Origin of the sequence: Pseudomonas viridiflava (assembly GCF_900602065.1) — a bacterium.
Taxonomy (GTDB): domain Bacteria; phylum Pseudomonadota; class Gammaproteobacteria; order Pseudomonadales; family Pseudomonadaceae; genus Aquipseudomonas.
The window spans coordinates 50,159-73,617 of sequence record NZ_UWFN01000166.1 but is presented as its reverse complement, the minus strand read 5'-3'; the positions used below and the strand labels follow the sequence as shown (position 1 = coordinate 73,617).

General features: G+C 57.5%; 24 protein-coding genes. 12 read left to right on the top strand and 12 right to left on the bottom strand.

Annotated features, from left to right (window positions below; genetic code table 11):
* Window positions 1-485 precede the first annotated feature (485 nt).
* The 3 genes from dgcA to EE949_RS09010 all read right to left on the bottom strand — a co-directional run bounded on the left by dgcA (window position 486) and on the right by EE949_RS09010 (window position 4,162).
* Window positions 486-2,546 (bottom strand): dimethylglycine demethylation protein DgcA, encoded by a 2,061-nt coding sequence (gene dgcA, locus EE949_RS09020; RefSeq protein WP_122663973.1) that lies wholly within the window; start codon window positions 2,544-2,546, stop codon window positions 486-488.
* A 15-nt stretch (window positions 2,547-2,561) separates the two neighbouring features.
* On the bottom strand, window positions 2,562-3,092 hold the full coding sequence (locus EE949_RS09015) for a DUF5943 domain-containing protein (protein WP_027899495.1): 531 nt from the start codon (window positions 3,090-3,092) through the stop codon (window positions 2,562-2,564).
* Window positions 3,093-3,184: 92 nt separating this feature from the next.
* Window positions 3,185-4,162 (bottom strand): dipeptidase, encoded by a 978-nt coding sequence (locus EE949_RS09010; RefSeq protein ID WP_122663972.1) that lies wholly within the window; start codon window positions 4,160-4,162, stop codon window positions 3,185-3,187.
* A gap of 243 nt (window positions 4,163-4,405) precedes the next feature.
* Between EE949_RS09010 and EE949_RS09005 the strand changes: the two genes are divergently transcribed.
* Both EE949_RS09005 and EE949_RS09000 read left to right on the top strand, forming a co-directional pair.
* Window positions 4,406-4,816: a lysozyme inhibitor LprI family protein gene (locus tag EE949_RS09005; RefSeq protein ID WP_122663971.1), complete on the top strand. Its 411-nt coding sequence runs from the start codon at window positions 4,406-4,408 to the stop codon at window positions 4,814-4,816.
* Window positions 4,817-4,877: 61 nt separating this feature from the next.
* Complete coding sequence (locus EE949_RS09000; RefSeq protein ID WP_122663970.1) at window positions 4,878-5,297, top strand: DUF3010 family protein; 420 nt, start codon at window positions 4,878-4,880, stop codon at window positions 5,295-5,297.
* Window positions 5,298-5,487: 190 nt separating this feature from the next.
* On the opposite strand, the gene gabP is transcribed toward EE949_RS09000, so the two are convergent.
* Entirely contained in the window at window positions 5,488-6,879 is a 1,392-nt protein-coding gene (gene gabP / locus EE949_RS08995) for a GABA permease (protein ID WP_122663969.1), read from the bottom strand.
* 619 nt (window positions 6,880-7,498) lie between these two features.
* On the opposite strand from gabP, the gene EE949_RS08990 reads away from it, so the two are divergent.
* The 9 genes from EE949_RS08990 (at window position 7,499) to EE949_RS08950 (ending at window position 15,234) form a co-directional block, all read left to right on the top strand.
* Window positions 7,499-8,263, top strand: coding sequence for a transporter substrate-binding domain-containing protein (locus EE949_RS08990; RefSeq protein WP_122663968.1), 765 nt, complete (start codon window positions 7,499-7,501; stop codon window positions 8,261-8,263).
* 144 nt (window positions 8,264-8,407) lie between these two features.
* Window positions 8,408-9,625 (top strand): methyltransferase, encoded by a 1,218-nt coding sequence (locus EE949_RS08985; protein ID WP_122663967.1) that lies wholly within the window; start codon window positions 8,408-8,410, stop codon window positions 9,623-9,625.
* 321 nt (window positions 9,626-9,946) lie between these two features.
* Window positions 9,947-10,465, top strand: coding sequence for a Dps family protein (locus EE949_RS08980; protein WP_122663966.1), 519 nt, complete (start codon window positions 9,947-9,949; stop codon window positions 10,463-10,465).
* 283 nt (window positions 10,466-10,748) lie between these two features.
* Window positions 10,749-11,888, top strand: a complete 1,140-nt coding sequence (gene metX / locus EE949_RS08975; RefSeq protein WP_122663965.1) for a homoserine O-succinyltransferase MetX — start codon at window positions 10,749-10,751, stop codon at window positions 11,886-11,888.
* 7 nt (window positions 11,889-11,895) lie between these two features.
* Complete coding sequence (gene metW, locus EE949_RS08970) at window positions 11,896-12,516, top strand: methionine biosynthesis protein MetW (RefSeq protein ID WP_027899503.1); 621 nt, start codon at window positions 11,896-11,898, stop codon at window positions 12,514-12,516.
* A 146-nt stretch (window positions 12,517-12,662) separates the two neighbouring features.
* Window positions 12,663-13,097, top strand: coding sequence for a DUF4426 domain-containing protein (locus tag EE949_RS08965; RefSeq protein ID WP_122663964.1), 435 nt, complete (start codon window positions 12,663-12,665; stop codon window positions 13,095-13,097).
* Window positions 13,094-13,690 carry an RdgB/HAM1 family non-canonical purine NTP pyrophosphatase gene (rdgB, locus tag EE949_RS08960; protein WP_162874638.1) on the top strand — a complete coding sequence of 199 codons (597 nt, stop codon included), beginning with the start codon at window positions 13,094-13,096 and terminating at the stop codon, window positions 13,688-13,690. The genes EE949_RS08965 and rdgB overlap by 4 nt, the downstream gene beginning before the upstream one ends.
* Entirely contained in the window at window positions 13,687-14,901 is a 1,215-nt protein-coding gene (gene hemW, locus EE949_RS08955) for a radical SAM family heme chaperone HemW (RefSeq protein WP_122663962.1), read from the top strand. The genes rdgB and hemW overlap by 4 nt, the downstream gene beginning before the upstream one ends.
* Window positions 14,902-14,910: 9 nt before the next feature.
* Window positions 14,911-15,234, top strand: coding sequence for a DUF3392 family protein (locus EE949_RS08950; RefSeq protein WP_122663961.1), 324 nt, complete (start codon window positions 14,911-14,913; stop codon window positions 15,232-15,234).
* Between the two features lie 106 nt (window positions 15,235-15,340).
* On the opposite strand, the gene trmB is transcribed toward EE949_RS08950, so the two are convergent.
* The 4 genes from trmB to EE949_RS08925 all read right to left on the bottom strand — a co-directional run bounded on the left by trmB (window position 15,341) and on the right by EE949_RS08925 (window position 17,886).
* Window positions 15,341-15,988, bottom strand: a complete 648-nt coding sequence (gene trmB, locus EE949_RS08945) for a tRNA (guanosine(46)-N7)-methyltransferase TrmB (RefSeq protein WP_240350658.1) — start codon at window positions 15,986-15,988, stop codon at window positions 15,341-15,343.
* Window positions 15,989-16,237: 249 nt separating this feature from the next.
* Window positions 16,238-17,032 carry a thiazole synthase gene (locus EE949_RS08940; RefSeq protein ID WP_027899704.1) on the bottom strand — a complete coding sequence of 265 codons (795 nt, stop codon included), beginning with the start codon at window positions 17,030-17,032 and terminating at the stop codon, window positions 16,238-16,240.
* A gap of 54 nt (window positions 17,033-17,086) precedes the next feature.
* On the bottom strand, window positions 17,087-17,287 hold the full coding sequence (thiS, locus tag EE949_RS08935; RefSeq protein WP_027899703.1) for a sulfur carrier protein ThiS: 201 nt from the start codon (window positions 17,285-17,287) through the stop codon (window positions 17,087-17,089).
* Window positions 17,288-17,508: 221 nt separating this feature from the next.
* A complete protein-coding gene (locus EE949_RS08925) occupies window positions 17,509-17,886 on the bottom strand; it encodes a DUF423 domain-containing protein (protein WP_122663959.1) in 378 nt (125 codons plus the stop codon).
* An 80-nt stretch (window positions 17,887-17,966) separates the two neighbouring features.
* Between EE949_RS08925 and mtgA the strand changes: the two genes are divergently transcribed.
* Complete coding sequence (mtgA, locus tag EE949_RS08920) at window positions 17,967-18,677, top strand: monofunctional biosynthetic peptidoglycan transglycosylase (RefSeq protein ID WP_122663958.1); 711 nt, start codon at window positions 17,967-17,969, stop codon at window positions 18,675-18,677.
* A gap of 276 nt (window positions 18,678-18,953) precedes the next feature.
* Here the strand turns inward: mtgA and rpoH are convergent, their stop codons facing one another.
* The 4 genes from rpoH to ftsY all read right to left on the bottom strand — a co-directional run bounded on the left by rpoH (window position 18,954) and on the right by ftsY (window position 23,144).
* A complete protein-coding gene (gene rpoH, locus EE949_RS08915; RefSeq protein WP_122663957.1) occupies window positions 18,954-19,808 on the bottom strand; it encodes an RNA polymerase sigma factor RpoH in 855 nt (284 codons plus the stop codon).
* 110 nt (window positions 19,809-19,918) lie between these two features.
* Window positions 19,919-20,947, bottom strand: a complete 1,029-nt coding sequence (gene ftsX / locus EE949_RS08910) for a permease-like cell division protein FtsX (RefSeq protein WP_122663956.1) — start codon at window positions 20,945-20,947, stop codon at window positions 19,919-19,921.
* The gene (ftsE, locus tag EE949_RS08905) at window positions 20,944-21,615 is read right to left on the bottom strand and encodes a cell division ATP-binding protein FtsE (protein ID WP_122663955.1); all 672 of its coding nucleotides are present in this window, start codon (window positions 21,613-21,615) and stop codon (window positions 20,944-20,946) included. Before ftsE ends, ftsX begins: the two co-directional genes overlap by 4 nt.
* Entirely contained in the window at window positions 21,612-23,144 is a 1,533-nt protein-coding gene (gene ftsY, locus EE949_RS08900) for a signal recognition particle-docking protein FtsY (protein ID WP_122663954.1), read from the bottom strand. The genes ftsE and ftsY overlap by 4 nt, the downstream gene beginning before the upstream one ends.
* Window positions 23,145-23,459: the final 315 nt, after the last annotated feature.

The window sequence follows — 23,459 nt, the reverse complement described above, 5'->3', positions numbered from 1 at the left end:
GGTAGACCGCGTCATCGTTCATCGCGAGCAAGCTCGGCTCCTACAGGGGTATTCGGTGTTTTCTGTGGGAGCTGGGCTTGCCCGCGATAAGGGCGCTGCGGTGTATCTGGTAAACCGCGTTATCGTTCATCGCGAGCAAGCTCGGCTCCTACAGGGGTATTCGGTGTTTTCTGTGGGAGCTGGGCTTGCCCGCGATAAGGGCGCTGCGGTGTATCAGGTAAACCGCGTTATCGTTTATCGCGAGCAAGCTCGGCTCCTACAGGGGTATTCGGTGTTTTCTGTGGGAGCTGGGCTTGCCCGCGATAAGGACGCTGCGGTGTATCTGGTAAACCGCGTTATCGTTTATCGCGAGCAAGCTCGGCTCCTACAGGGGTATTCGGTGTTTTCTGTGGGAGCTGGGCTTGCCCGCGATAAGGACGCTGCGGTTCATCAGGGCAACCGCGTTATCGTTCATCGCGGGCAAGCGCGCTCCTACAGGATCACCATCAGAAATCCTTACAAAGGCGCAAGCCGTCATAGATCGCCGCATGGGTATTACGCTGTGCCACGCAGTCACCGATACGAAACAACAGGTACCCGCCACCCGGCTCGCTCAGACACGGTTGCGGCTGAATGGCGAACAAGGCTTCGATATCGATCTGGCCCTTGTTGCGCGAGTCGGCTTTCAACGCGTAATACAGTTCTTCGTCAGGACGCACGCCGTTTTCGACGACCACCTGATCCACCACCCGCTCTTCTTTGGCGCCGGTGTATTCGTTCTCCAGCACGGCCACCAGCTTGTCGCCTTCGCGGTAAACCTTCTCCAGCATCATGTCGCCGGTCATGATCACTTCTTTGGGATACATGCTGCGGTAGTAGGTCGGGAACGACGTACCGCCAATCGCAACGCCCGGTTTGATGTCGTCGGTGACGATTTCTACCTGACAGCCCTTATCGGCAAGGAAGTCAGCCGCCGACATCCCGGTGAACTCACAGATGGTGTCGTAAACCAGCACGTTCTTGCCCGGCGCAACCTTGCCGTCGAGGATGTCCCAACTGCTGACCACCAAACCTTCAGCCGCGCCCCAATGTTCGTTCTGCTCCAGAAACGGATGACCGCCCACCGCCAGCACGACGATGTCCGGACGCAGATCCATGATGGTCGCCGGATCAGCAGCCGTCCCCAGACGCAGATCGACTTTCAAGCGCGCCAGCTCCAGCTGGAACCAGCGGGTAATGCCTGCAATCTGGTCGCGCTGCGGGGCTTTCGAGGCGGTGGTGATTTGCCCGCCGATGAATTCCTTCTTCTCGAACAGCGTCACGTCATGGCCGCGCTCAGCCGAAACCCGCGCTGCTTCCATGCCCGCAGGCCCGGCACCGACAATCACCACCTTGCGTTTTGGCCCGGTGGATTTTTCGATGATGTGCGGCACGCCCATGTATTCACGGGAGGTTGCGGCGTTCTGAATACACAGTACGTCGAGGCCCTGGTATTGGCGGTCGATGCAGTAGTTGGCACCGACGCACTGTTTGATCTGGTCAACCTGGCCCATCTTGATCTTGGTGATCAGGTGCGGGTCAGCGATGTGCGCGCGGGTCATGCCGACCATGTCGACGTAACCGCCTTCAAGAATCCGCGTCGCCTGATTCGGGTCCTTGATGTTCTGCGCGTGCAGCACAGGCGCCTTGACCACCTCCTTGATACCGGCCGCCAAATGCAGAAACGGCTCCGGTGGATAACTCATGTTCGGAATAACGTTGGCCAGCGTGTTGTGGGTATCACAGCCCGAACCGACCACGCCGATGAAGTCGATCATGCCGGTCTGGTCGTAGTACTTGGCGATCTCCTTCATGTCTTCGTGGCTGAGGCCATCAGGGTGGAATTCGTCACCACAGATACGCAGGCCCACGCAGAAGTCCGGACCGACCTCTTTGCGCACCGCCTTGATCACTTCCAGGCCAAAACGCATGCGGTTTTCGAAGCTGCCGCCCCATTCGTCTGTGCGCTTGTTAACCCGCGGGCTCCAGAACTGGTCGATCATGTGCTGGTGCACGGCCGACAGTTCGACACCGTCCAGGCCACCGGCCTTGGCTCGCGCCGCAGCGCTGGCGTAGTTGCCGATCACCCGCCAGATTTCTTCCGGCTCAATGGTTTTGCAGGTTGCACGGTGGACCGGCTCGCGGATGCCAGACGGCGACATCAGTGTCGGCCAATGATCGCCATCCCAGCGAGAGCGACGACCCATGTGGGTAATCTGGATCATGATCTTGGCGCCGTGCTTGTGCATGGCGTCCGCAAGGTTCTGGAAGTGCGGGATGATCTTGTCGGTCGCCAGATTGACCGACTTCCACCAGCCTTGCGGGCTGTCGATAGCGACGCTGGAGGAGCCACCACAAATCGCCAGACCAATACCGCCCTTGGCCTTTTCCTCGTAGTACTTCACGTACCGGTCGGTGGTCATGCCGCCATCGGTGGCGTAGACCTCGGCGTGAGCAGTACTCAGTACGCGGTTGCGAATCGTGAGCTTGCCGATCTGGATAGGCTGAAACATCGCTTCGAAAGCCATAACACGATCCTCGACTTACAGCGGCTTGACGATGAACAGGCCATCGTCGTGGCCTTCTTCAGAACCGCCATACACTTGCTCGGCCACGGTGCGAATCGGGCTGCCTGCTGCGGCGAGAATCTGGTCCATGGCACCGGCAAACCAACCCGTGAACATGTAATCGACCTTGCGGCCGACTTTGCCGTAGACGTACACAAAGCAGGAGTGCTCAAGCTTGACGCTGGCAGTACCTTTTTCCAGATCGATGTCCTGAATCTTGAACAGGCCCCAGCCGCGCTGCGACAGACGTTTCATGTAGTGTTCGAATACCGCAACGCCTTCCAGACCGTGGCATTCAGCTTCTTTCTCACACCAGTGCCAGGCGGATTTGTAGCCAGCCTTGTAGAGAATGTCGGCGTAAGCATCAGCGCCCAGTACTTCTTCGATGCCCATGTGGTTGTTGACGAAAAAGTGGCGTGGCACGTACAGCATCGGCAATGCATCGGAGGTCCAGACGCCGGTTTCGCTGTCGACTTCGATAGGCAGTTGCGGGGCGATTTTAGCCATGGGGTCAAACTCCAGATGTTCGGGGTACGCCCACTGCGCGAAATGGCAGCGGGGTGATCAATTCAGTAAAGGTTTTGCTCGTGACCGGGGTGTTACTCGCCCCAGACATCTTTGAGCACGTTGACCCAGTTCTCGCCCATGATCTTGCGCACCGTGCGCTCGGAATGGCCGCGCTTGAGCAGGGTCTCGGTCAGGTTCGGGAACTCGCCAACCGTGCGGATACCCAGCGGGTTGATGATCTTGCCGAAGCTGGTCAGGCGGCGTGCGTAGCCTTTGTCGTGAGTCAGATACTCGAAGAAGTCCTGACCGTGGCCTTGAGTGAAGTCGGTCCCAATCCCAATGGCATCTTCGCCGACGATGTTCATGGTGTATTCGATGGCTTCGGCGTAATCGTCGATGGTCGACTCAATGCCTTTGGCCAGGAACGGCGCAAACATGGTCACGCCGACAAAACCGCCGTGATCAGCGATGAACTTCAGCTCTTCGTCGGATTTGTTGCGCGGGTGCTCTTTAAGACCCGACGGCAGACAGTGGGAATAGCAGACTGGCTTTTTCGATTCGAGGATGACTTCTTCGGAAGTCTTGGAGCCTACATGGGACAGGTCGCACATAACGCCGACCCGGTTCATTTCAGCGACGATTTCGCGACCGAAACCGGACAACCCGCCATCACGCTCATAGCAGCCGGTGCCCACCAGGTTCTGGGTGTTGTAGCACATCTGCACGATACCCACGCCCAGCTGTTTGAAGATCTCGACGTAGCCGATCTGATCTTCGTAAGCGTGAGCATTCTGGAAGCCGAAGAGGATGCCGGTCTTGCCCAGTTCTTTCGCCTTGCGGATGTCGGCGGTGGTCCGCACCGGCATCACCAGGTCGCTGTTTTCACGCATCAGCTTCTGACTTTTGCAGATGCTGTCGATGGTCGCCTGAAAGCCCTCCCACACCGACACGGTGCAGTTGGCCATGGTCAGACCGCCTTTACGCATGTCTTCGAACAGCTCACGGTTCCACTTGGCGATGATCAGCCCGTCAATAACGATGCTGTCGGCGTGTAATTCGGCTGGGCTCATCAGGCTGTCCCTTTATATAAGTGCTGATTAGGTACTGGTGCGTCGAATCGTATGCCGACGCTATTGGGGCCAGCATATGCCTGAGGGTCGAGCGAGCCGGGTGCAAAAACGACAGGGGGTTTGCCGAAAGCGTCAAGAAACGACAAAGGGCGACAGGACGCTGCCGACGTGCATCTCGCCAACCTGTTCTTTAGGGCGCGCTTAGGCCAGAATCCAGCTCATCAAATGGAGTGGAGAGACTCGATGAACAAGGTTTTCCTGGCTTTGCTTCTTTTAGCGTCCGGCATCGCTGGCGCCCACGCGGCACAAAACCCCGACGTATCCCCATGCGATGGCGTCGAAGAAGACCAACAGACGCTTGAGTGCTCGAAGTACAGCCGGGACACGGCAGAAGAACTGCTGAAAGAGAACTTCCAGAACCTGTTGCAGCGGGTTAACACTCAGTTCGGGGCGAACAAGTCCCAGGCCAACGCCTTCGGCGAAAAACTCAAGGCTGCCCAACTGGCGTGGGAAAAACTTCGCGACGCCGATTGCGCAGTGGAAGTGTTCCCGGCTGCGGCTGGCAGCAAAGCCTTTAACATCGCTCAGAACGACTGCCTTGCACGTACCAGCGATGAGCGCTCCGAGTATCTGGAATCGATCGCGCAGGAATGAACACCGCAATGAGCTATGGTGTCTGCCTTATAACCCAAGGCAATGACGTAAAGGCTCTTTCATGATTATTTGTGGTGTGGAAATCAAAGGCAGCGAGGCTATTTTTGCATTGGCGACACGCCAGCAAGGTGGCCTTGAACATGTGCCCCTGGCGACCAAGAAGCTGGCGCTCGAAGATGACGACGAGTCCGCCAACGTCAAAGCTTTCGCGACGCAGATCGCCGGCTTCGTACGTGAAAACGGAATCAGCCACATCGTCATCAAAAAGCGCAGTAAAAAAGGCGAATTCGCCGGTGGCCCGACCACCTTCAAGATTGAGACGGTCTTTCAGTTACTGCGCGATTGCGAGGTCACCCTGCTGTCACCGCAAACCATCAACGCGCAGAACAAAAAACACGACTTCGCCTTGCCTGCTTCGCTGAACAAGTATCAGCACGAGGCTTACAAGGCGGCGTGTTCGGGGTTGATGAAGAGTAAGTAGAACTACGGCGCTTGTCTTTCGTAGGAGCGCGCTTGCCCGCGATGGCGGCGTATCAAACACCTGATCTGTTGCAGACAGACCGCCATCGCGGGCAAGCGCGCTCCTACGGGTCCGGGTTTCATGGGGCAAACAAAAACGGCCGCGATCATTACTGATCGCGGCCGTTTTGTGTTTTCAGCGGGTCAATCGGTCAATTCAACACAGCCTTGCCAGCCCGCTCGCCCTTGCGACGACGGGAAACCAGAACGCCGGCAGCAATCACCAGAATGCTCAGCAAGCCCGTCGCGATGATCTCCACGCGGTGCGACTCCTGAACCAGCATGATGCCCAACACGCCCACGATGAACACGATCACCGCCCAGGTCAGGTACGGGAACAGCCACATCCGGAACGACAGGGTTTCACCCGCTGCGATGCTCTTCTGACGCATGCGCAGTTGGGAAACCGCGATCACCAGGTACACCAGCAGCGCGATTGCACCGGAGCTGGCGAGCAGGAATTCAAACACTGCTGCCGGAGCCACATAGTTAGCGAATACCGTCAGGAACGCAGCTGCAGTAGACAAGATCACCGCCCAGTGAGGTGTGCCGCTTTTGCTGGTACGCGTCGCAACTGCAGGGGCATCGCCGCGTTTGCCTAACGAGAACAGCATGCGCGAAGCGGTGTACAGGGCAGAGTTGAGGCAGCTGGTTACCGCAATCAGCACCACGATATCCACAATCAACTTGGCATTCGGGATGCCCATCATGTCCAGCACAGTCTGATAGGAACCCACTTCAGCCAGGCGTGGATCATTCCACGGTACGAGCGAGACCACGATGAAGATCGAAACCAGATAGAACAGACAGATCCGCCAGATCACCGAGTTGGTGGCCTTGGTGATCTGTTTTTCCGGATTTTTTGATTCCGCAGCCGCGATGGTGACGATCTCGGTGCCCATGAACGAGAACATGGTCGTCAGCATCGCGGCCAGCACGGCGCCCATGCCGTTAGGCAAAAAGCCTTGGGTATCGAACAGATGGCTGACGCCGCTGACCTGGCTGTTGGGCAGCAGGCCGAAGATAGCCGCCACGCCCAGCGCTACGAAGCCGATGATCGCCAGCACCTTGATCAAGGCGAACCAGAACTCGAACTCACCGTAGTTCTTCACGCTGAACAGGTTGGTTACCGTGAGCAGCAAGGTGATGACCAACGTGAACACCCAGATCGCGATGTTCGGGAACCACGCATGCAGGATCGTTGCGGCCGCGTTGGCCTCCAACGGGATGACCAATACCCAGAACCACCAGTACAGCCAACCGATCGTGAACCCGGCCCAATGCCCGATGGCGCGATCAGCATAGGTCGAAAACGACCCGGTATCCGGTGCCGCTACTGCCATTTCGGCCAGCATGCGCATGACCAGTACCACCAACGTACCAGCAGCCGCATAAGCCAACAGAACTGCCGGACCGGCCTCGGCAATCGCATGCCCGGAACCGACAAACAGACCGGCGCCAATGACACCAGCAATGGACAGCATGGTGATGTGCCGAGGTTTGAGCCCCTGATTGAGCTCTGAAGCATTAGGGATGCTGCTCATAAAACTACCTTTGCGTGCGGAGCGACTGCCTGACCGTCTCCGTAAAAGGAAAGAAACGGGGCGTTTTTTATTCTTTACGCAAGTTTTGCGCCAGAACAGTTCAAAAACGACGTCGCTCATGGAAACGTTAGCGCTAGAGCAATCGGATTACGCAGGTGAAGAATCGTTTCAGCCAAGCAGTGACACGTTTTGTTACCGATGTGCACAGGCTTGCTCAACGGAAATGCACCAAAAATACACAACATGTTTAAGTGCGCACTATTGGAGTGCTCTGGGTAAGCACGAACGAAAATAAGCACAAAGCGGCAGGACAAATCATTCAGTTGATGGCTCTCTTGCGACATGCATGTACCCCTCTGTGGGAGCGAATTCATTCGCGAAAGCGTTCGCGAGACGCTGATGTATTTCCCTGAAAACCGCTTCGCGAATAAATTCGCTCCCACAAGGTTTCGGTTTGCACAAAGACATCGTGCATCGGTGAGCAAATGCTGAAAGGTGTCGATACATGGCTTAACAAATGCTTCAGGCCGACAGCGACATTTTGCGGTAACTCATGTCCAACAGCAGTCGTCACTACCAGCAGCTCAATACGTCCCGCAATTGCAACGGAGCAACACCCATGCAGATGTACAAAAAATTCCTGCTGGTCGCAGCCGCCACACTGGCTTTCACTACCAGCGCCTTTGCGGTGGAGACATTGAAGTTCGGGGTCGAAGGGGCTTACCCACCGTTCAACGGTAAGGATGCCAGCGGCCAGGCAGTGGGCTTCGATGTCGAAATCGGCCATGCACTGTGCGCAAAAATGAAAGTAGAGTGCGAAGTCGTGACCACCGAATGGGAGGGCATCATCCCGGCCCTTAATGACAACAAGTTCGACTTCCTGATTTCCTCAATGTCGATCACCCAGGAGCGCCGCGAGCTGGTGGACTTCACCGAGCCGTACTACTCCAACAAACTGCAGTTTGTTGCGCCAAAAGGCACCGAGCTCAAAACTGACAAGGATTCGATTCACAACTCGCTGCTGGGCAAGACCATTGGTGCGCAAGCTTCTACGTTGTCAGCGTCGTGGCTGCAGGAAAACCTCGGTATGGATATCACCCTGAAGCTCTACGACACCCAGGAAAGTGCCTTTGCCGATCTGGCCGAAGGGCACGTGGACGCGATCCTCGCTGACAAATATGTCAGCTACGAATGGCTCAAAGGCCAGGCCGGCTCAAGCTTCGAGTTCAAAGGCGACCCGGTTCTGGATAACGACAAGATCGGCATTGCGGTGCGCCTTAACGATCCACTACGCGCCCGACTCAACCTGGCGATCAAGGAAATCATCGAAGACGGCAGCTACAAGAAGATCAACGACAAGTACTTCCCGTTCAGCATCCTGTAATTGAAGGCTCTGGCTCAAGCCTTTGCGGTAAATTTTTCAGGGCCCGGACGTTCATACGCGTAGACGGCTGATCACCACGCTGTTATGAAGGGGGCTGGCGTTTAAACCGCCAGCCCCTTACACGCTTGAACGCGATAGCTGACCATGGCCAACGACCCCGCTTTGCACGACGAACAGCTTCGCAGTCGCTTCCGGGCACTGGACAGTTTCCTGTTTGCCTGGCAATCGCTATGGCGGCCCAAGCCATTCACTCACTTGCATTTGCCTTGGGAACGCCAGTATCCAGAAATGGCTGAATGGCTACGTCAGCGCTCGCTCAGCCAGGCCGAGGTTGCCCACAACCACCCCGACCAGTTGGCAGCACCCTTCCCTTTCCCGCAATTGGCGCGTGAAGCCCGGGAACTAAGTCAGTTACCGGCACTGCCCGCTTCGGCACTTACCCCGGCAGCGCCGCGCATGAGTGTCGACGTGCCAGGACGCAAATGGCAGCAGATCGAAGCATTTGCCAGTTGCCTCAGCTTCGAGCGAGAGCCTTCCCATTGGCTGGACTGGTGTTCGGGCAAAGGTCATTTGGGGCGTCGTTTGCTCGAAACTGACCAGGCACTGACCTGCCTGGAACGTGACCCGGCCTTGGTCGAAGCGGGGCATGAACTCAGCCAGCGTCTGAAGCTCAAGGCTACGCATGTACAACAGGACGTCATGGCCGACGATGCCTGGCGCCGGCTGCAAGCCCATCACACGCCCGTCGCCCTGCATGCATGCGGGGATCTACACATTCAGTTGATGCGTCTTGCCAGCCAGGTCGGCTGCACTCAATTGGCTATCGCGCCATGTTGTTACAACCGCATCGAAGCCGAACAGTATCAGCCGGTATCCAGCGAAGGGCAGGCATCAGCCTTGGGGTTGTCCCGGGAGGATCTCGGCTTACCTCTGAGCGAGACCGTGACTGCCGGAGCTCGCGTTCGTCGTCAGCGCGACCAATCCATGGCTCGCCGACTGGCTTTTGATTTACTGCAAAGACGCCTGCAAAACAGCGACGCTTATCTGCCGACTCCTTCACTGCCCAGCGCTTGGCTGGATAAGTCTTTTGAAGACTATTGCCGCGATCTTGCAACACTCAAAGGCTTGCCCGACCCAGGTATTCAACATTGGTCCACCCTTGAAGCTGCGGGCCAGGAACGCCTGGCACAGGTGCGGAATCTGGAATTGGTTCGCAACTTGTTCCGTCGGCCTCTGGAGTTATGGCTGGTGCTCGATCAGGCGCTTTATCTGCAAGAACAGCACTACCGTGTGAGCGTCGGCACCTTCTGCGAAAGCAACATCACCCCACGTAATCTGTTGCTGATTGCACAGCTGCATTGACGCGGATCAACGGGATAGCCTGTGGATAACTCTGTTGATGAAAAATCACGGGGCAGGTGATTTGCTTAGCAAGCTACTTATCCGAACGGTCAGAAGTTAACCTCAAACAAGACTAAAAAACCTTCTAAAACATAGAGTTAAACTCAAACAAGAACATTTCCATAAATTTCATTCCATTTGGCTATTTTCCCTCACCCATTGTGCATAAAGATTTGAGCACAAGCGGTAAAGAAGGCCGCCAGGCACAGTGCTGCAATGTCATCAGGATGCTCACTGGCATCGCCCGTTACGCCGACCGACTACTGAGGAAGGAAACGTCTGATGAAAAATCTTGAAGCCGCCAAAGAACTGCGCAAAGCAGATTTGCACACGCCCAACAGCCTGGGCGAAGAGGCACGGCGTGATCTGTCCGCTGAACTCAATACCTTGCTGGCCGATATCTTCGGCCTGTACCTGAAAACCAAAAACTTCCACTGGCACATGTCCGGCCCCTACTTTCGCGACTATCACTTGTTGCTGGATGACCAGGCTGATCAAATTTTCGCCACTACCGACGCCATCGCTGAACGCGTCCGCAAACTGGGCGGCACCACCTTGCGCTCGACCGGGCACATCCAGCGTCTGCAACGTATTGCCGACAACGACGCTGACTTCGTGACACCAGCCGACATGCTCGCGGAACTGCGCGAGGACAACATGCAACTGGCCAACTACATGCGCGAAACCCACGCGCTGTGCGACGAACACAACGATGTCGCCACCGCCAGCCTGCTGGAAAACTGGATCGACGAAGCCGAACGTCGTATCTGGTTCCTGTTTGAGTCAGGGCGTACCGCGTAAGCCCTGTGATGCGAAGGGCTATCGGAGACACTTTGTCTGTCTGCTGACGCTATTCCTGTGGGAGCGAATTCATTCGCGAATGGGCCGGCACATCCACCGCCTATGTACCGCCTGAAATACCGCCTTCCCGAATGAATTCGGTCCCACAGGTACACCATGAGCTTGAGATCATGGCCAACCTTGTGGGAGCGGTGCTTGCCCGGAAGTGCCCACCGAATTCCTCTGTTGCCCCTCCCCCCCGCGGTCTTTAAACTTACGCCTCATTTAAGCGAGAGCAGGGTCGATGTCCACGGTCTTTCCCGAAGATTCTGTCGGTCTAGTCACGCCGCAAACGGCACATTTCAGCGAGCCTCTGGCACTGGCCTGTGGCCGCTCGTTGCCTGCCTACGATCTGATCTATGAAACCTATGGCCAACTCAACGCAGCGCGCAGCAACGCCGTGTTGATTTGTCATGCCCTTTCCGGTCATCACCACGCGGCAGGCTACAACAGCGTCGATGACCGCAAGCCCGGTTGGTGGGACAGCTGTATCGGTCCCGGCAAGCCTATCGACACCAACCGGTTCTTCGTCGTCAGCCTTAATAACCTCGGCGGCTGCAATGGCTCAACAGGCCCGAGCAGCATCGACCCGGAAACCGGCAAGCCCTTTGGTGCCAACTTTCCGGTCCTGACCGTAGAGGACTGGGTACACAGCCAGGCGCGGTTGGCCGATCTGCTCGGTATCGATCAATGGGCAGCGGTAGTCGGTGGCAGCCTGGGCGGCATGCAGGCGCTGCAATGGACCATGACTTACCCGGATCGGGTGCGACACTGTCTGGCAATCGCCTCGGCCCCCAAGTTGTCGGCGCAAAACATCGCCTTCAACGAGGTTGCGCGTCAGGCCATCCTTTCGGACCCGGAATTCCACGGCGGCGACTTTCAGGAATTTGGCGTCATCCCCAAGCGCGGCCTGATGCTGGCGCGGATGGTCGGGCACATCACCTACCTGTCCGATGACTCCATGGGCGAAAAATTCGGGCGTGGCTTGAAGAGCGAGAAGCTCAACTACGATTTCCACAGCGTGGAGTTTCAGGTTGAAAGCTATCTGCGCTATCAGGGTGAAGAGTTCTCTGGCCGCTTTGACGCCAACACATACCTGTTGATGACCAAGGCGCTGGATTACTTCGACCCGGCAGGCGCGTTCAACGACGATCTGGCCGCGACATTTGCCAACGTGACGGCAGACTTTTGCGTGATGTCGTTCACCACCGACTGGCGCTTCTCACCTGCCCGATCCCGGGAACTGGTAGATGCGCTGATGGCAGCGAAAAAGAACGTCTGTTACATGGAGATCGACGCACCTCAGGGCCATGATGCGTTCCTGATCCCGATCCCGCGCTACCTGCAGGCTTTCTCCAGCTACATGAACCGAATTGTACTTTGAGGACGCCATGAGAGCCGATCTTGAAATCATCCAAGAATGGATCCCTGCGGGCAGTCGCGTACTCGACCTTGGCTGCGGCGACGGCGAACTGCTGGCCTGGCTGCGCGACAACAAGCAAGTCACCGGCTACGGCCTTGAGAACGACGCCGATAACATTGCTCGCTGCATTACCAAGGGCGTCAACGTCATCGAACAGGATCTGGACAAGGGCCTGGGCAACTTCGCCAGCAACAGCTTCGACGTCGTAGTCATGACCCAGGCCCTGCAAGCCGTGCACTACCCGGACAAGATTCTCGACGAAATGCTGCGCGTGGGCCGCCAGTGCATCATCACGTTCCCGAACTTCGGTCATTGGCGCTGCCGCTGGTATCTGGCGACGAAGGGCCGGATGCCGGTTTCTGACTTTCTGCCTTACACCTGGTACAACACGCCGAACATCCACTTCTGCACCTTCGAAGACTTCGAAGAGCTGTGCCGTGGACGCCATGCAAAGGTCATTGATCGGCTGGCAGTAGATCAACAGCATCGGCATGGCTGGGCCAGCAAACAATGGCCTAACCTGTTAGGTGAGATCGGTATCTACCGGGTCAGCAGCCCGGGGTTGCAGGAACACAAGATCGCGATTTGAGGTAGGGCGGTAACGCTGGCCCTGTAGGAGCGAGCTTGCTCGCGATAGCGATAGACCAGTCAATACATTTGGTGAATGGTCTACCGCATCGCGAGCAAGCTCGCTCCTACAGGATCGCATTTCAATTCATAGGTGGAAGAAAACCCATGCGTCGCCTGGCAATCATGTTGATGTGCGCCCTTAGCCTGTCTGCGGTTGCCGCAGACTATGCCAAGCCCAACCGGCAGGAGACCTTTGGCGACGTGACGGTCTATTACAACGCGTTCGCTTCAAGCACCTTGTCACAGGAAGTGGCCGCCGCATCGAGCCTGACTCGCAGCAAGCAACTGAGTGTGCTGAATATCACCGTACTCAAGGCGGGCAAGCCATTACCATCGAGCGTAAACGGCACCTACAAGGACCTGAGCGGACGCCCCAAGCCGCTGACTTTCAAGCAAGTCACGGATAAAGGCTGGATCAGTTACATCGCACAGTTCCCGGTTAAACAGGCCGAAACCTACACCTTCAACATTGATGTAAGAGCCGGGAATGAAGAAAGCCATTCCTTCAGCTTCAATCAAGACATTTACCCAGGCGAATGATGAATTTCCCTCAGCTCGTATTGGCCAGCCACAACGCTGGCAAGCTCAAAGAACTCCAGGCCATGCTCGGCGACAGTGTGCAACTGCGCTCCATCGGCGAATTCAGCAGCGTGGAACCGGAAGAAACCGGCCTGTCGTTCGTTGAGAACGCGATCCTCAAAGCCCGCAACGCAGCACGGATTTCGGGCTTGCCGGCGCTGGCTGATGACTCGGGCCTGGCAGTGGACTTCCTCGGCGGTGCGCCAGGGATCTACTCCGCCCGCTACGCCGACGGCCAAGGCGATGCTGCCAACAACGCCAAGCTGCTCGATGCACTCAAGGATGTGCCTGAAGAGCAACGCGGCGCTCAGTTTGTTTGCGTGCTGGCGCTGGTGCGTCATGCGGACGATCCACTGCCAATTCTCTGTGAAGGTTTGTGGCACGGGCGCATCCTGACCGCCGCCAGCGGTGAGCACGGTTTCGGTTACGATCCGCTGTTCTGGGTGCCGGAGCGCGATTGCTCCAGCGCAGACCTGAGCCCTGTAGAAAAGAATCAACTCAGCCACCGCGCGCGCGCCATGGCGATCCTGCTTAAGCGTCTGGGCTTGAAATGACCCAGGAAACGCCTGCAACAACGCTGTACCTCGGCCAAACCGGTTTTACCTCAACCGGGCCGAGGGCTGCACTGCCGCAACTGCCGCCGCTGTCGCTGTACATCCACATCCCGTGGTGCGTGCGCAAATGCCCGTACTGCGACTTCAACTCCCACACCGCCAGCCCGGTGTTGCCAGAAGCCGAATACATCGACGCGCTGCTGGCCGACCTTGATCTGGATTTACCCCATGTGCACGGTCGAGAGCTGAGTTCGATCTTCTTCGGTGGCGGCACCCCAAGTCTGTTCAGTGCAGATGCGCTGGGCCGCGTGCTCAAGGGTGTCGAGCAGCGGATTCGTTTTGCCAGCGACATCGAAATCACTCTTGAAGCGAATCCCGGCACGTTCGAGCAGGTCAAATTCAGTGCTTATCGCGGGCTGGGTATCAATCGTCTGTCCATCGGCATTCAGAGTTTTCAGGAAGCCAAACTCAAGGCGCTAGGCCGTATTCATAACGGCGATGAAGCTATTCGTGCCGCAGACATGGCGCGTCAGGCGGGCTTCGATAACTTCAACATGGACTTGATGCACGGCCTGCCCGATCAGTCGCCTGAGGATGCATTGGGCGACCTGCAACAAGCCATCGACCTGAAACCGACACATCTGTCCTGGTATCAGCTGACGCTGGAGCCAAACACGGTGTTCTGGAATCAGCCGCCGACGCTGCCCGAAGACGACATCCTGTGGGACATCCAGGAGGCAGGCCAGTTGCTGCTGGCGCAGAACGGCTACGCGCAATACGAAGTGTCGGCCTATGCGCAACCCGGCCGACCGGCGCGGCATAACCTGAATTACTGGAGCTTCGGTGATTTCATCGGCATCGGTGCCGGAGCCCATGGCAAGCTCAGTCATCCCGACGGGCGCATAGTGCGTACCTGGAAGACCCGTTTGCCGAAGGATTATCTGAATCCGGCCAAGCCATTCAAGGCCGGCGAGAAGCTGCTGAGCATTGAAGAGCTGCCTTTCGAATTCCTGATGAATGCGCTGCGCCTGACAAATGGTGTAGACGCTGCATTATTTCGTGAACGTACGGGTCTAAGCCTCGATTCGCTGGCCAGCGCACGCCAGCAAGCCGAACAACGTGGCCTGCTGCAAGCTGATCCGACCCGCTTGGTCGCAACGCCGCAAGGCCAGTTGTTCCTCAACGACCTGCTGCAATACTTTCTGATCTAAGGACCCTGCATGGATTTGATACTCGACCTGCTCGCCACCATCTCCCGTTGGAGCCGCAGCAACCTATCGGAAATATCCCTCGCCTTGGTGGGCTGTTTGCTGGTGCTGTTTGGCTCAGACTTCAAGGGCTGGGTCGAACAGCGCATCAGTAGCTTTGCAGGAGCCTTGCGCATCCCGCTGATGGCCTTGCTGGTCACCATCGGCAGCGGCGCGGCCCTGATCTACGCCACACCGTGGGTCATTCGCGGCCTGAGCCAGTTCAACAACTACAGCCTGGCGCCGGTGTTGTTGGTGGTGCTGGTGTTGATCGGGGTTGTTGCGGATCGTAAGTAACTCACCCTGTAGGAGCTGCCGAAGGCTGCGAACGACCGGGAACCGGTCGCTGCGGTTTCGCCATGTTCGCAGCCTTCGGCAGCTCCTACAGAGGGATTGGTATTAGTTAATCCACCTTCTCGAACTTCAAATCCCACACCCCATGCCCTAAACGCTCGCCGCGGCGTTCGAACTTGGTGATCGGGCGCTCGGCCGGGCGCGGCACGCACTTGCCGTCTTCAGCCAGGTTGCGATAACCCGGTGCGACATTCATCACTTCCAGCATGAACTCGGCATACGGTTCCCAGTCAGTGGCCATGTGCAGAACACCGCCGACCTTCAATTTGCTGCGCACCAGCTCGGCAAACGCAGGCTGCACGATACGGCGCTTGTGGTGACGGCTCTTGTGCCATGGATCCGGGAAGAACAGCATCAGACGGTCAAGGCTGTTGTCAGCGATGCAACGGTTGAGCACTTCAATCGCGTCGCAATCGTAAACCCGAACGTTGGTCAGGCCCTGAGTCAACACACCATTGAGCAGTGCGCCAACGCCCGGGTTGTGAACCTCTACGCCGATGAAATCCTGATCCGGCGCAGCCGCTGCCATTTCCAGCAGCGAATGGCCCATGCCGAAGCCGATTTCCAGAGTACGCGGTGCCGAACGGCCAAACACCTGATCGTAGTCCACTGGCGCGTCGGCCAAAGGCAGCACATACAGGGGACGGCCTTGGTCCAGACCGCGCTGCTGGCCTTCAGTCATACGACCGGCGCGCATCACGAAACTCTTGATACGGCGGTGCTGGCGCTCTTCGCCTTCTTCGGCAACAGGCAGCTCTGGGTTTGGAACGTCTGGATCAGTCATCAACGGGCTCTTATAAAACGATACATAACTTTGTGGACTGTAATGCAATCTAATGTGGGAGCGAGGCTTGCCCGCGATATGGGCGACGCGATCCAAGATGAACCGCGTCCAGCCTTATCGCGGGCAAGCCTCGCTCCCACAGGGGGTCTTTATCAGGCTGCCTTACCGAATCAACCCATCCAGCGGCGAAGATGCGCTGGCATACAGTTTTCTTGGCATACGGCCTGCGAGGTAAGCCATACGACCGGCAATAACGGCGTGTTTCATGGCTGCGCCCATCAGGATCGGGTCTTGAGCGTGGGCGATGGCCGAGTTCATCAACACGGCCTCACAGCCCAGTTCCATGGCAATAGTTGCATCGGAAGCCGTGCCGACACCGGCATCGACCAACACCGGGACTTTGGTTTCTTCCAGGATGATCTGCAGGTTGTACGGGTTGCAGATGCCCAGCCCGCTGCCGATCAGGCCAGCCAGCGGCATGATGGCGATGCAGCCGATTTCCGCCAGCTGGCGCGCAATGATCGGGTCATCACTGGTGTAAACCATCACGTCGAAGCCTTCCTTGACCAGCACTTCGGCAGCCTTGAGGGTTTCGATCACGTTAGGGAACAGGGTTTTCTGATCCGCCAGAACTTCCAGCTTGACCAGATTCTTGCCGTCGAGCAGTTCACGGGCCAGGCGGCAGGTGCGTACAGCCTCGATAGCATCGAAGCAGCCTGCGGTATTCGGCAGAATGGTGTAACGATCCGGCGGCAGGACATCCAGCAGGTTCGGCTCGCCCGGGTTTTGGCCCAGATTTGTACGGCGTACTGCGACGGTGACGATCTCGGCACCCGACGCTTCAATGGCCAGACGGGTCTGCTCCATATCCACGTACTTGCCGGTGCCCACCAGCAGGCGCGACTCGAAAGTCCGACCGGCCAGAACAAACGGCTTGTCGCTGCGAACATTGCTCATTGGAAATCCTCTTGGAAGTTGAGGTCTTGCAGTTGAATCAGAAAATGTCGAAGCCTAGCCGCCGCCAATCGCGTGGACGACTTCGACCTGATCGCCTTCGTTCAGGGCCGTGGTCTCATGCTGGCTGCGTGGCACGATATCCAGGTTCAGCTCGACTGCGACACGACGCCCGACAAGATCAAGGCGGGTCAGCAATGCCAGAACGGTCGCGCCGTCGGGCAATTCAAAGGGTTCACCGTTCAACTGAATGTGCATGCGCGGGAGCAGCCATCATTTTTGGGGGCGAGCATTCTAGCCCGATCAGCCTGTATGACCAAGGTAAAGCCACGCCATTCGTCTCGGGCGATCTGCTGATGTCCCGTTGGAGCGAGGCTTGCCCGCGAATTAGTCGACACGGTTCGTCAGATGCACCACGTTATCGTTCTTCGCGGGCAAGCCTCGCTCCAACAAATAATTTCAATTCAAAAACGGGTCGATCAAACCCCACCCAAACGCCACGCGGTCAAACCCAGCAACGCCCAGCCCACCAGAAACGCCAGCCCACCAAAGGGCGTGATGATCCCCAATTTGCTGATACCGGTCAGGGTCAACAGATACAGGCTGCCCGAAAACAGCACAATTCCCAGCGCAAACGAGAAGCCCGCCCAGGTCATGAGCCTGCCCGGAAGCTGAGCGGCAAGCACCGCCACGCCCAGAATCGCCAGCGCATGGATCAGTTGATAGAGCACGCCAGTATGAAAAATCGCCAGATACTCAGCGCTCAGGCGGTTCTTGAGGCCATGCGCAGCAAACGCTCCCAGCGCAACGCCGGTGAAGCCAAAAAACGCGGCCAACATCAAAAAGCTACGAACCATAACTAACTCCGTTCAAAAATCGTCCAAAGGCGCACGGTCTGTATAATGGCCCGCTCAACGGGTTCGGCCAAGCCATCTCTATGCTGCGTTCATTAGTACGTCGTCTTATCAAAGCCCTGCTCCTGTTTGCTGCGGGCAGCGTGTTGCTGGTCCTGATCTTCCGCTTCGTGCCGCCACCGGGCACGGCGTTGATGGTTGAGCGCAAGATTGAATCATGGGTCGATGGCAAGCCTATTGATCTACAGCGCACCTGGCAGCCATGGGACAAGATTTCCAACGACCTGAAAGTGGCAGTGATTGCAGGCGAAGACCAGAAATTCGCTGAGCACTGGGGCTTTGACGTCGAAGCCATTCAGGCGGCCATTGCCCACAACGAGATGGGCGGCTCGATTCGCGGTGCCAGCACTCTAAGCCAGCAAGTCTCCAAGAACCTGTTCCTGTGGTCGGGTCGCAGCTATCTGCGCAAAGGCCTTGAGGCGTGGTTTACCGGGCTGATTGAAATCCTCTGGTCCAAGCAGCGGATCCTTGAGGTGTACCTGAACAGCGTCGAGTGGGATGACGGTGTGTTCGGCGCTCAAGCGGCTGCGCAGCACCACTTCGGCGTGAACGCCAGTGCGCTTTCGGTACAGCAGGCCAGCTATCTGGCAGCGGTACTGCCCAACCCCCGCGTCTGGAGCGCCAGCCGTCCGACCAGTTATGTTGCGGGCCGCGCCAGCTGGATTCGTCGCCAGATGCAGCAGCTGGGTGGGGATGATTATCTGCTCGGGTTGAATAGCAGCAGGAAGTTATAGCCGGCGGACTCGAACCGGTAGGAGCGAATTCATTCGCGAACGGCTGCGCAGCAGTCGTAAATCTGGCGACCCGGTGCCAGCATGGCACTGAGGCGCGCCCATTCAATACCTGTAGGAGCCGAGCTTGCTCGCGATGAACGGTAACTCGATTGGCCTGATGGACCGCAGCGCCAGCATCGCGAGCAAGCTCAGCTCCCACAGGGACCAGATCCAGACACACAAACAAAAACGCCCTGGCCGGTCTCCCGGTCAGGGCGTTTCTTTGTCAACTTAGCTTTAAGCGGCTATCGACAACTTGAGCTTGTTCATCGCACTCTTTTCAAGCTGACGAATACGCTCGGCGGAGACGTTGTACTTCTGCGCTAGGTCATGCAGCGTAGCTTTCTCTTCAGCCAGCCAGCGCTGATAGAGGATGTCACGGCTGCGGTCGTCCAGCACCTCCAGCGCCTGATGCAGATTGGCGGTGGAGTTGTCAGTCCAGTCGGAATCTTCCAGCTGACGTGCCGGATCGTAACGGTGGTCTTCCAGGTAGTTCGCTGGCGACTGGAACGCGCTGTCGTCGTCGGCTTCAGCAGCCGGGTCGAACGCCATGTCGTGCCCTGTCAGGCGACTTTCCATCTCGCGCACTTCACGCGGCTCAACGCCGAGGCTTTCAGCCACGCGATGAACTTCTTCATTGTTCAGCCACGCCAAACGTTTCTTCTGGCTGCGCAGGTTGAAGAACAGCTTGCGCTGGGCCTTGGTGGTCGCGACTTTCACGATGCGCCAGTTGCGCAGGATGAACTCGTGAATTTCCGCCTTGATCCAGTGAACAGCGAACGAAACCAGACGCACACCCATTTCCGGGTTAAAGCGTTTAACGGCCTTCATCAGGCCGACGTTACCTTCCTGGATCAGATCTGACTGAGCCAGGCCGTAACCGGAATAGCTGCGTGCGATATGCACAACAAAACGCAGGTGGGCGAGGACCATCTGCCGAGCCGCCCCCAGATCCTGCTCATAATAGAGACTCTCAGCCAGTTCACGCTCCTGCTCCGGGGTCAGCAAAGGAATGCTGTTCACCGTGTGCACATAGGCTTCCAGGTTCGCACCCGGGACTAAGGCATACGCAGGTTGCAAAGAAGTGGTCATACGAAATGTTACCTCCGTCACATGACTCGTGCAGTTAAGCACTGCGAAATTGACCCGGGAACCGCTAAACAAGTTCCCTGCGTAAATAAAGTCAATACATGAAGAAAAATTTACCGAGGTGCCAGCTCTCTCAAATGGCGTGCTACTGCAATCCAAGCACCGATATACCCTAACAACACCGCTCCAAGCAAGAGTGATAGACCATCGGACGCCGGTACGCCAGCCAGAGAAAAGTCACTACCGTACAATCCGGCCAGGCCGATAACCGCGTCGTTGAGCCAGTTCAGGCCGTATGCCAGCACGCCCCACGACAGGAAACCCGCGCCAAGACCGTACAGTGCGCCCATATAAAGGAAGGGCCGACGTACATAACTGTCCGTGCCGCCTACCAATTTGATGACCTCGATTTCGGTACGACGGTTCTCAATGTGCAGACGTATGGTGTTACCAATAACCAGCAACAGCGCCGCAACCAATAGCACAGTCAGACCAAAGACAAAGCGGTCGCCCAGTTTGAGAATCGCTGCCAGCCGCTCAACCCAGACCAGATCCAGCTGCGCCTGCTCGACGTTAGGCATGCCTGCCAACTGAGTACGCAAGGCCTCCAGTGCAGGCTTGTCTACCTCGTCCGGCGTGACCAGCACAACACCCGGCAGCGGATTTTCCGGCAGCTCTTTCAACGCTTCGCCCAGCCCGGACTGCTGTTGAAATTCAGCCAGTGCCTGCTCGCGACTGATGTATTCAGCCTCGGCAACACCCGGCATCAGGCGAATTTCGTTCCGTAATTTTTCGCCCTGGCTGGCACTGGCATCCAGCTTCAGGTAGATCGAAATCTGTGCCGCACGCTGCCAGGAACCGCCCAGGCGCTCGACGTTGTTGAGCAACAACGACAAGCCCATGGGCAGGCTCAAGGCAATCGCCATCACCAGACAGGTGAAAAAACTGCCAATCGGCTGCTTGCCCAGGCGACGCAAGCTGTCGATCAAACTGGAGCGGTGCGCTTCCAGCCAGGCATTGAACAGCGTGCCGAAATCCGGGCCGTCATCATCGTGGCTGTTGTTCTTGGGCTTTTTCGGAGCAGGATCGGCGGCTTTCGGCGATACGCGCTCGGAAACCTTAGGTGAACGTGTTGCACTCATACCCCAGCCTCCCCGTCACCGATCAGACGACCGCGTTGCAGCGTGAGCATGCGGTGACGCATACGGGCAATCAGCGCCAGATCGTGACTGGCGATCAGCACACTGGTGCCGAGACGATTGATGTCTTCAAACACACCCATGATTTCCGCTGCGAGACGTGGATCGAGGTTACCGGTGGGTTCGTCGGCCAGTAGCAAGGCCGGGCGATGGACGATAGCGCGGGCGATACCCACCCGTTGTTGCTGACCGGTAGAAAGATCACCCGGATAAAGCTCGGCCTTATCCGACAACGCTACGCGCTCCAGAGCGGAGTCCACACGCTTGGTAACCTCCAGCTTGGACAATCCCAGAATCTGCAGAGGCAGGGCGACGTTGTTGAATACCGTGCGATCAAACAGCAATTGGTGATTCTGGAACACCACACCAATCTGCCGACGCAAGAACGGTATCTGCGCGTTGCTGATCTGGCCCAGGTCCTGACCTGCCAGGAGCAACTTGCCGGAAGTCGGGCGCTCCATGGCCAGCAGCAGACGCAGCAAGGTACTTTTGCCCGCGCCGGAGTGACCGGTCACAAACAGAAACTCACCACGACGCACTCGAAAGCTCAGCTCATGCAAGCCGACGTGTCCGTTCGGATAGCGTTTACCGACCTGTTCGAAACGAATCATGTGCGCTCGCGCTCCGCAAACAGGGCCTGAACAAACGGCTCGGCCTCAAAAGTACGCAGGTCATCAATGCCTTCACCCACGCCGATATAGCGGATAGGCAGGTCAAACTGTTTGGCGAGCGCAAAGATCACGCCGCCTTTTGCCGTACCGTCGAGCTTGGTCAGTGCCAAGCCGGTCAGGGAAACCGCCTGGTGGAAATGCTTGGCCTGACTGATCGCGTTCTGTCCGGTACCGGCGTCCAGCACCAACAGAACCTCGTGAGGTGCATCGGCGTCCAGTTTGCCGATCACCCGGCGCACCTTCTTCAATTCTTCCATCAGGTTGTCTTTGGTTTGCAGACGACCGGCGGTGTCAGCGATCAGCACGTCGATACCGCGGGCCTTGGCGGCCTGCACGGCGTCGAAGATCACTGAAGCGGAGTCGGCACCGGTATGTTGAGCGATGACCGGAATCTTGTTGCGCTCACCCCAGACCTGCAGTTGCTCGACGGCAGCGGCGCGGAAGGTGTCACCGGCGGCGAGCATGACTTTTTTGCCCTCTAGCTGCAGCTTCTTCGCCAGCTTGCCAATCGTCGTGGTTTTGCCCGCGCCGTTGACGCCGACGACCAGAATCACGAACGGCTTGCGCGAAGCATCAATAATCAGCGGCTGTTCAACCGGCTTGAGCATTGCGGCCAGCTCGCCTTGCAGGGACGTATACAACGCCTGAGCGTCAGTAAGCTGCTTACGGGCGACCTTCTGGGTCAGGCTTTGAATGATCACGCCTGTAGCTTCGACACCAACGTCAGCGGTCAGCAGTCGGGTTTCGATTTCTTCGAGCAAGTCATCGTCGATGACTTTCTTGCCCAGGAACAGGCTGGCCATGCCTTCGCCGATACTGGCGCTGGTCTTGGACAAGCCTTGTTTGAGGCGTGCGAAGAAGCCCGCTTTGGTGGCCTCGGGCTGTGCCGGTGCCGGTGCCGCCGGGGCTTCGATGATCGGCGCAACGGCTGCAGCAGCGGCAGGGGCCATGGCAGCAACCACAGGCGGAACCACCGGCTCAGGCTGCGGCTCGGGTTCTACGGCAACCGGCTCTGGCTCTGGCTCTGGCTCTGGCTCTGGCGTGATCGTGGACTCCGGCTCGGCAATCGGCACGTCAATACGTGACAATTCGGGCTCAGGTTGCGCAACAGAGGTTGAAGCAGGAGGAGCGATAGGCGGCGTGACATGCAGCTCATATTCATTGACCAGCGCCACCGGTTCCTCGGCGACCGGCAGGGTCAGCCATGGCTCTGCCGTGGGTTCGCCCGGCTGGACGTGCTCGACTGTCGGCTCTGCACTGACAGTTTCCGGCGCTGGGGCCAGCGCAGCAGGTTGCTGCAGCTCAGCGGCCTCTGGAATCGGTTCAACAACCGGCTCCGGGGCTGCAGGAGCCAAGTCTTGTGGTTGTTCGACCGTAGTTTCCTGCGGCTTCTTGCGCAGCCAACCGAACAGGCCTTTCTTCTCGCCAGCCGGGGCTGGGTTCTTCTTGTCGTCGTTGGAACCAAACATGGAGGACGGCTATCTCAAGGTAGCGACGCGCCAGAGCGGCGCCTCTGAAAAATTCTGGTATGCGAAACAGACTACATTTCGGTCTGCTTGTTCATCTGCTGGTCGAGCATAAAATCGCAGCTGTCTGTAGGAGCGAGCTTGCTCGCGATCAATTTATCAGGCGAATTTTTTATCGACTGGCTCAGCGCTGTCGCGAGCAAGCTCGCTCCTACAGGGAGTCGGCTTACGAACCTCTCCGAATCTTTGTCATGGTCGGCAGCAGAACAGGCCGCTATCCTAACACCCCCGCGCCCGTGGACGCTAAGTTCAAACGGG

What these genes read in the sequence shown, in the direction of transcription:
- dgcA (WP_122663973.1), bottom strand. Translation starts at nt 2,546, where the DNA reads ATGGCTTTCGAAGCGATGTTTCAGCCTATCCAGATCGGCAAGCTCACG.
- EE949_RS09015 (WP_027899495.1), bottom strand. Translation starts at nt 3,092, where the DNA reads ATGGCTAAAATCGCCCCGCAACTGCCTATCGAAGTCGACAGCGAAACC.
- EE949_RS09010 (WP_122663972.1), bottom strand. Translation starts at nt 4,162, where the DNA reads ATGAGCCCAGCCGAATTACACGCCGACAGCATCGTTATTGACGGGCTG.
- EE949_RS09005 (WP_122663971.1), top strand. Translation starts at nt 4,406, where the DNA reads ATGAACAAGGTTTTCCTGGCTTTGCTTCTTTTAGCGTCCGGCATCGCT.
- EE949_RS09000 (WP_122663970.1), top strand. Translation starts at nt 4,878, where the DNA reads ATGATTATTTGTGGTGTGGAAATCAAAGGCAGCGAGGCTATTTTTGCA.
- gabP (WP_122663969.1), bottom strand. Translation starts at nt 6,879, where the DNA reads ATGAGCAGCATCCCTAATGCTTCAGAGCTCAATCAGGGGCTCAAACCT.
- EE949_RS08990 (WP_122663968.1), top strand. Translation starts at nt 7,499, where the DNA reads ATGCAGATGTACAAAAAATTCCTGCTGGTCGCAGCCGCCACACTGGCT.
- EE949_RS08985 (WP_122663967.1), top strand. Translation starts at nt 8,408, where the DNA reads ATGGCCAACGACCCCGCTTTGCACGACGAACAGCTTCGCAGTCGCTTC.
- EE949_RS08980 (WP_122663966.1), top strand. Translation starts at nt 9,947, where the DNA reads ATGAAAAATCTTGAAGCCGCCAAAGAACTGCGCAAAGCAGATTTGCAC.
- metX (WP_122663965.1), top strand. Translation starts at nt 10,749, where the DNA reads ATGTCCACGGTCTTTCCCGAAGATTCTGTCGGTCTAGTCACGCCGCAA.
- metW (WP_027899503.1), top strand. Translation starts at nt 11,896, where the DNA reads ATGAGAGCCGATCTTGAAATCATCCAAGAATGGATCCCTGCGGGCAGT.
- EE949_RS08965 (WP_122663964.1), top strand. Translation starts at nt 12,663, where the DNA reads ATGCGTCGCCTGGCAATCATGTTGATGTGCGCCCTTAGCCTGTCTGCG.
- rdgB (WP_162874638.1), top strand. Translation starts at nt 13,094, where the DNA reads ATGATGAATTTCCCTCAGCTCGTATTGGCCAGCCACAACGCTGGCAAG.
- hemW (WP_122663962.1), top strand. Translation starts at nt 13,687, where the DNA reads ATGACCCAGGAAACGCCTGCAACAACGCTGTACCTCGGCCAAACCGGT.
- EE949_RS08950 (WP_122663961.1), top strand. Translation starts at nt 14,911, where the DNA reads ATGGATTTGATACTCGACCTGCTCGCCACCATCTCCCGTTGGAGCCGC.
- trmB (WP_240350658.1), bottom strand. Translation starts at nt 15,988, where the DNA reads ATGCGCGCCGGTCGTATGACTGAAGGCCAGCAGCGCGGTCTGGACCAA.
- EE949_RS08940 (WP_027899704.1), bottom strand. Translation starts at nt 17,032, where the DNA reads ATGAGCAATGTTCGCAGCGACAAGCCGTTTGTTCTGGCCGGTCGGACT.
- thiS (WP_027899703.1), bottom strand. Translation starts at nt 17,287, where the DNA reads ATGCACATTCAGTTGAACGGTGAACCCTTTGAATTGCCCGACGGCGCG.
- EE949_RS08925 (WP_122663959.1), bottom strand. Translation starts at nt 17,886, where the DNA reads ATGGTTCGTAGCTTTTTGATGTTGGCCGCGTTTTTTGGCTTCACCGGC.
- mtgA (WP_122663958.1), top strand. Translation starts at nt 17,967, where the DNA reads ATGCTGCGTTCATTAGTACGTCGTCTTATCAAAGCCCTGCTCCTGTTT.
- rpoH (WP_122663957.1), bottom strand. Translation starts at nt 19,808, where the DNA reads ATGACCACTTCTTTGCAACCTGCGTATGCCTTAGTCCCGGGTGCGAAC.
- ftsX (WP_122663956.1), bottom strand. Translation starts at nt 20,947, where the DNA reads ATGAGTGCAACACGTTCACCTAAGGTTTCCGAGCGCGTATCGCCGAAA.
- ftsE (WP_122663955.1), bottom strand. Translation starts at nt 21,615, where the DNA reads ATGATTCGTTTCGAACAGGTCGGTAAACGCTATCCGAACGGACACGTC.
- ftsY (WP_122663954.1), bottom strand. Translation starts at nt 23,144, where the DNA reads ATGTTTGGTTCCAACGACGACAAGAAGAACCCAGCCCCGGCTGGCGAG.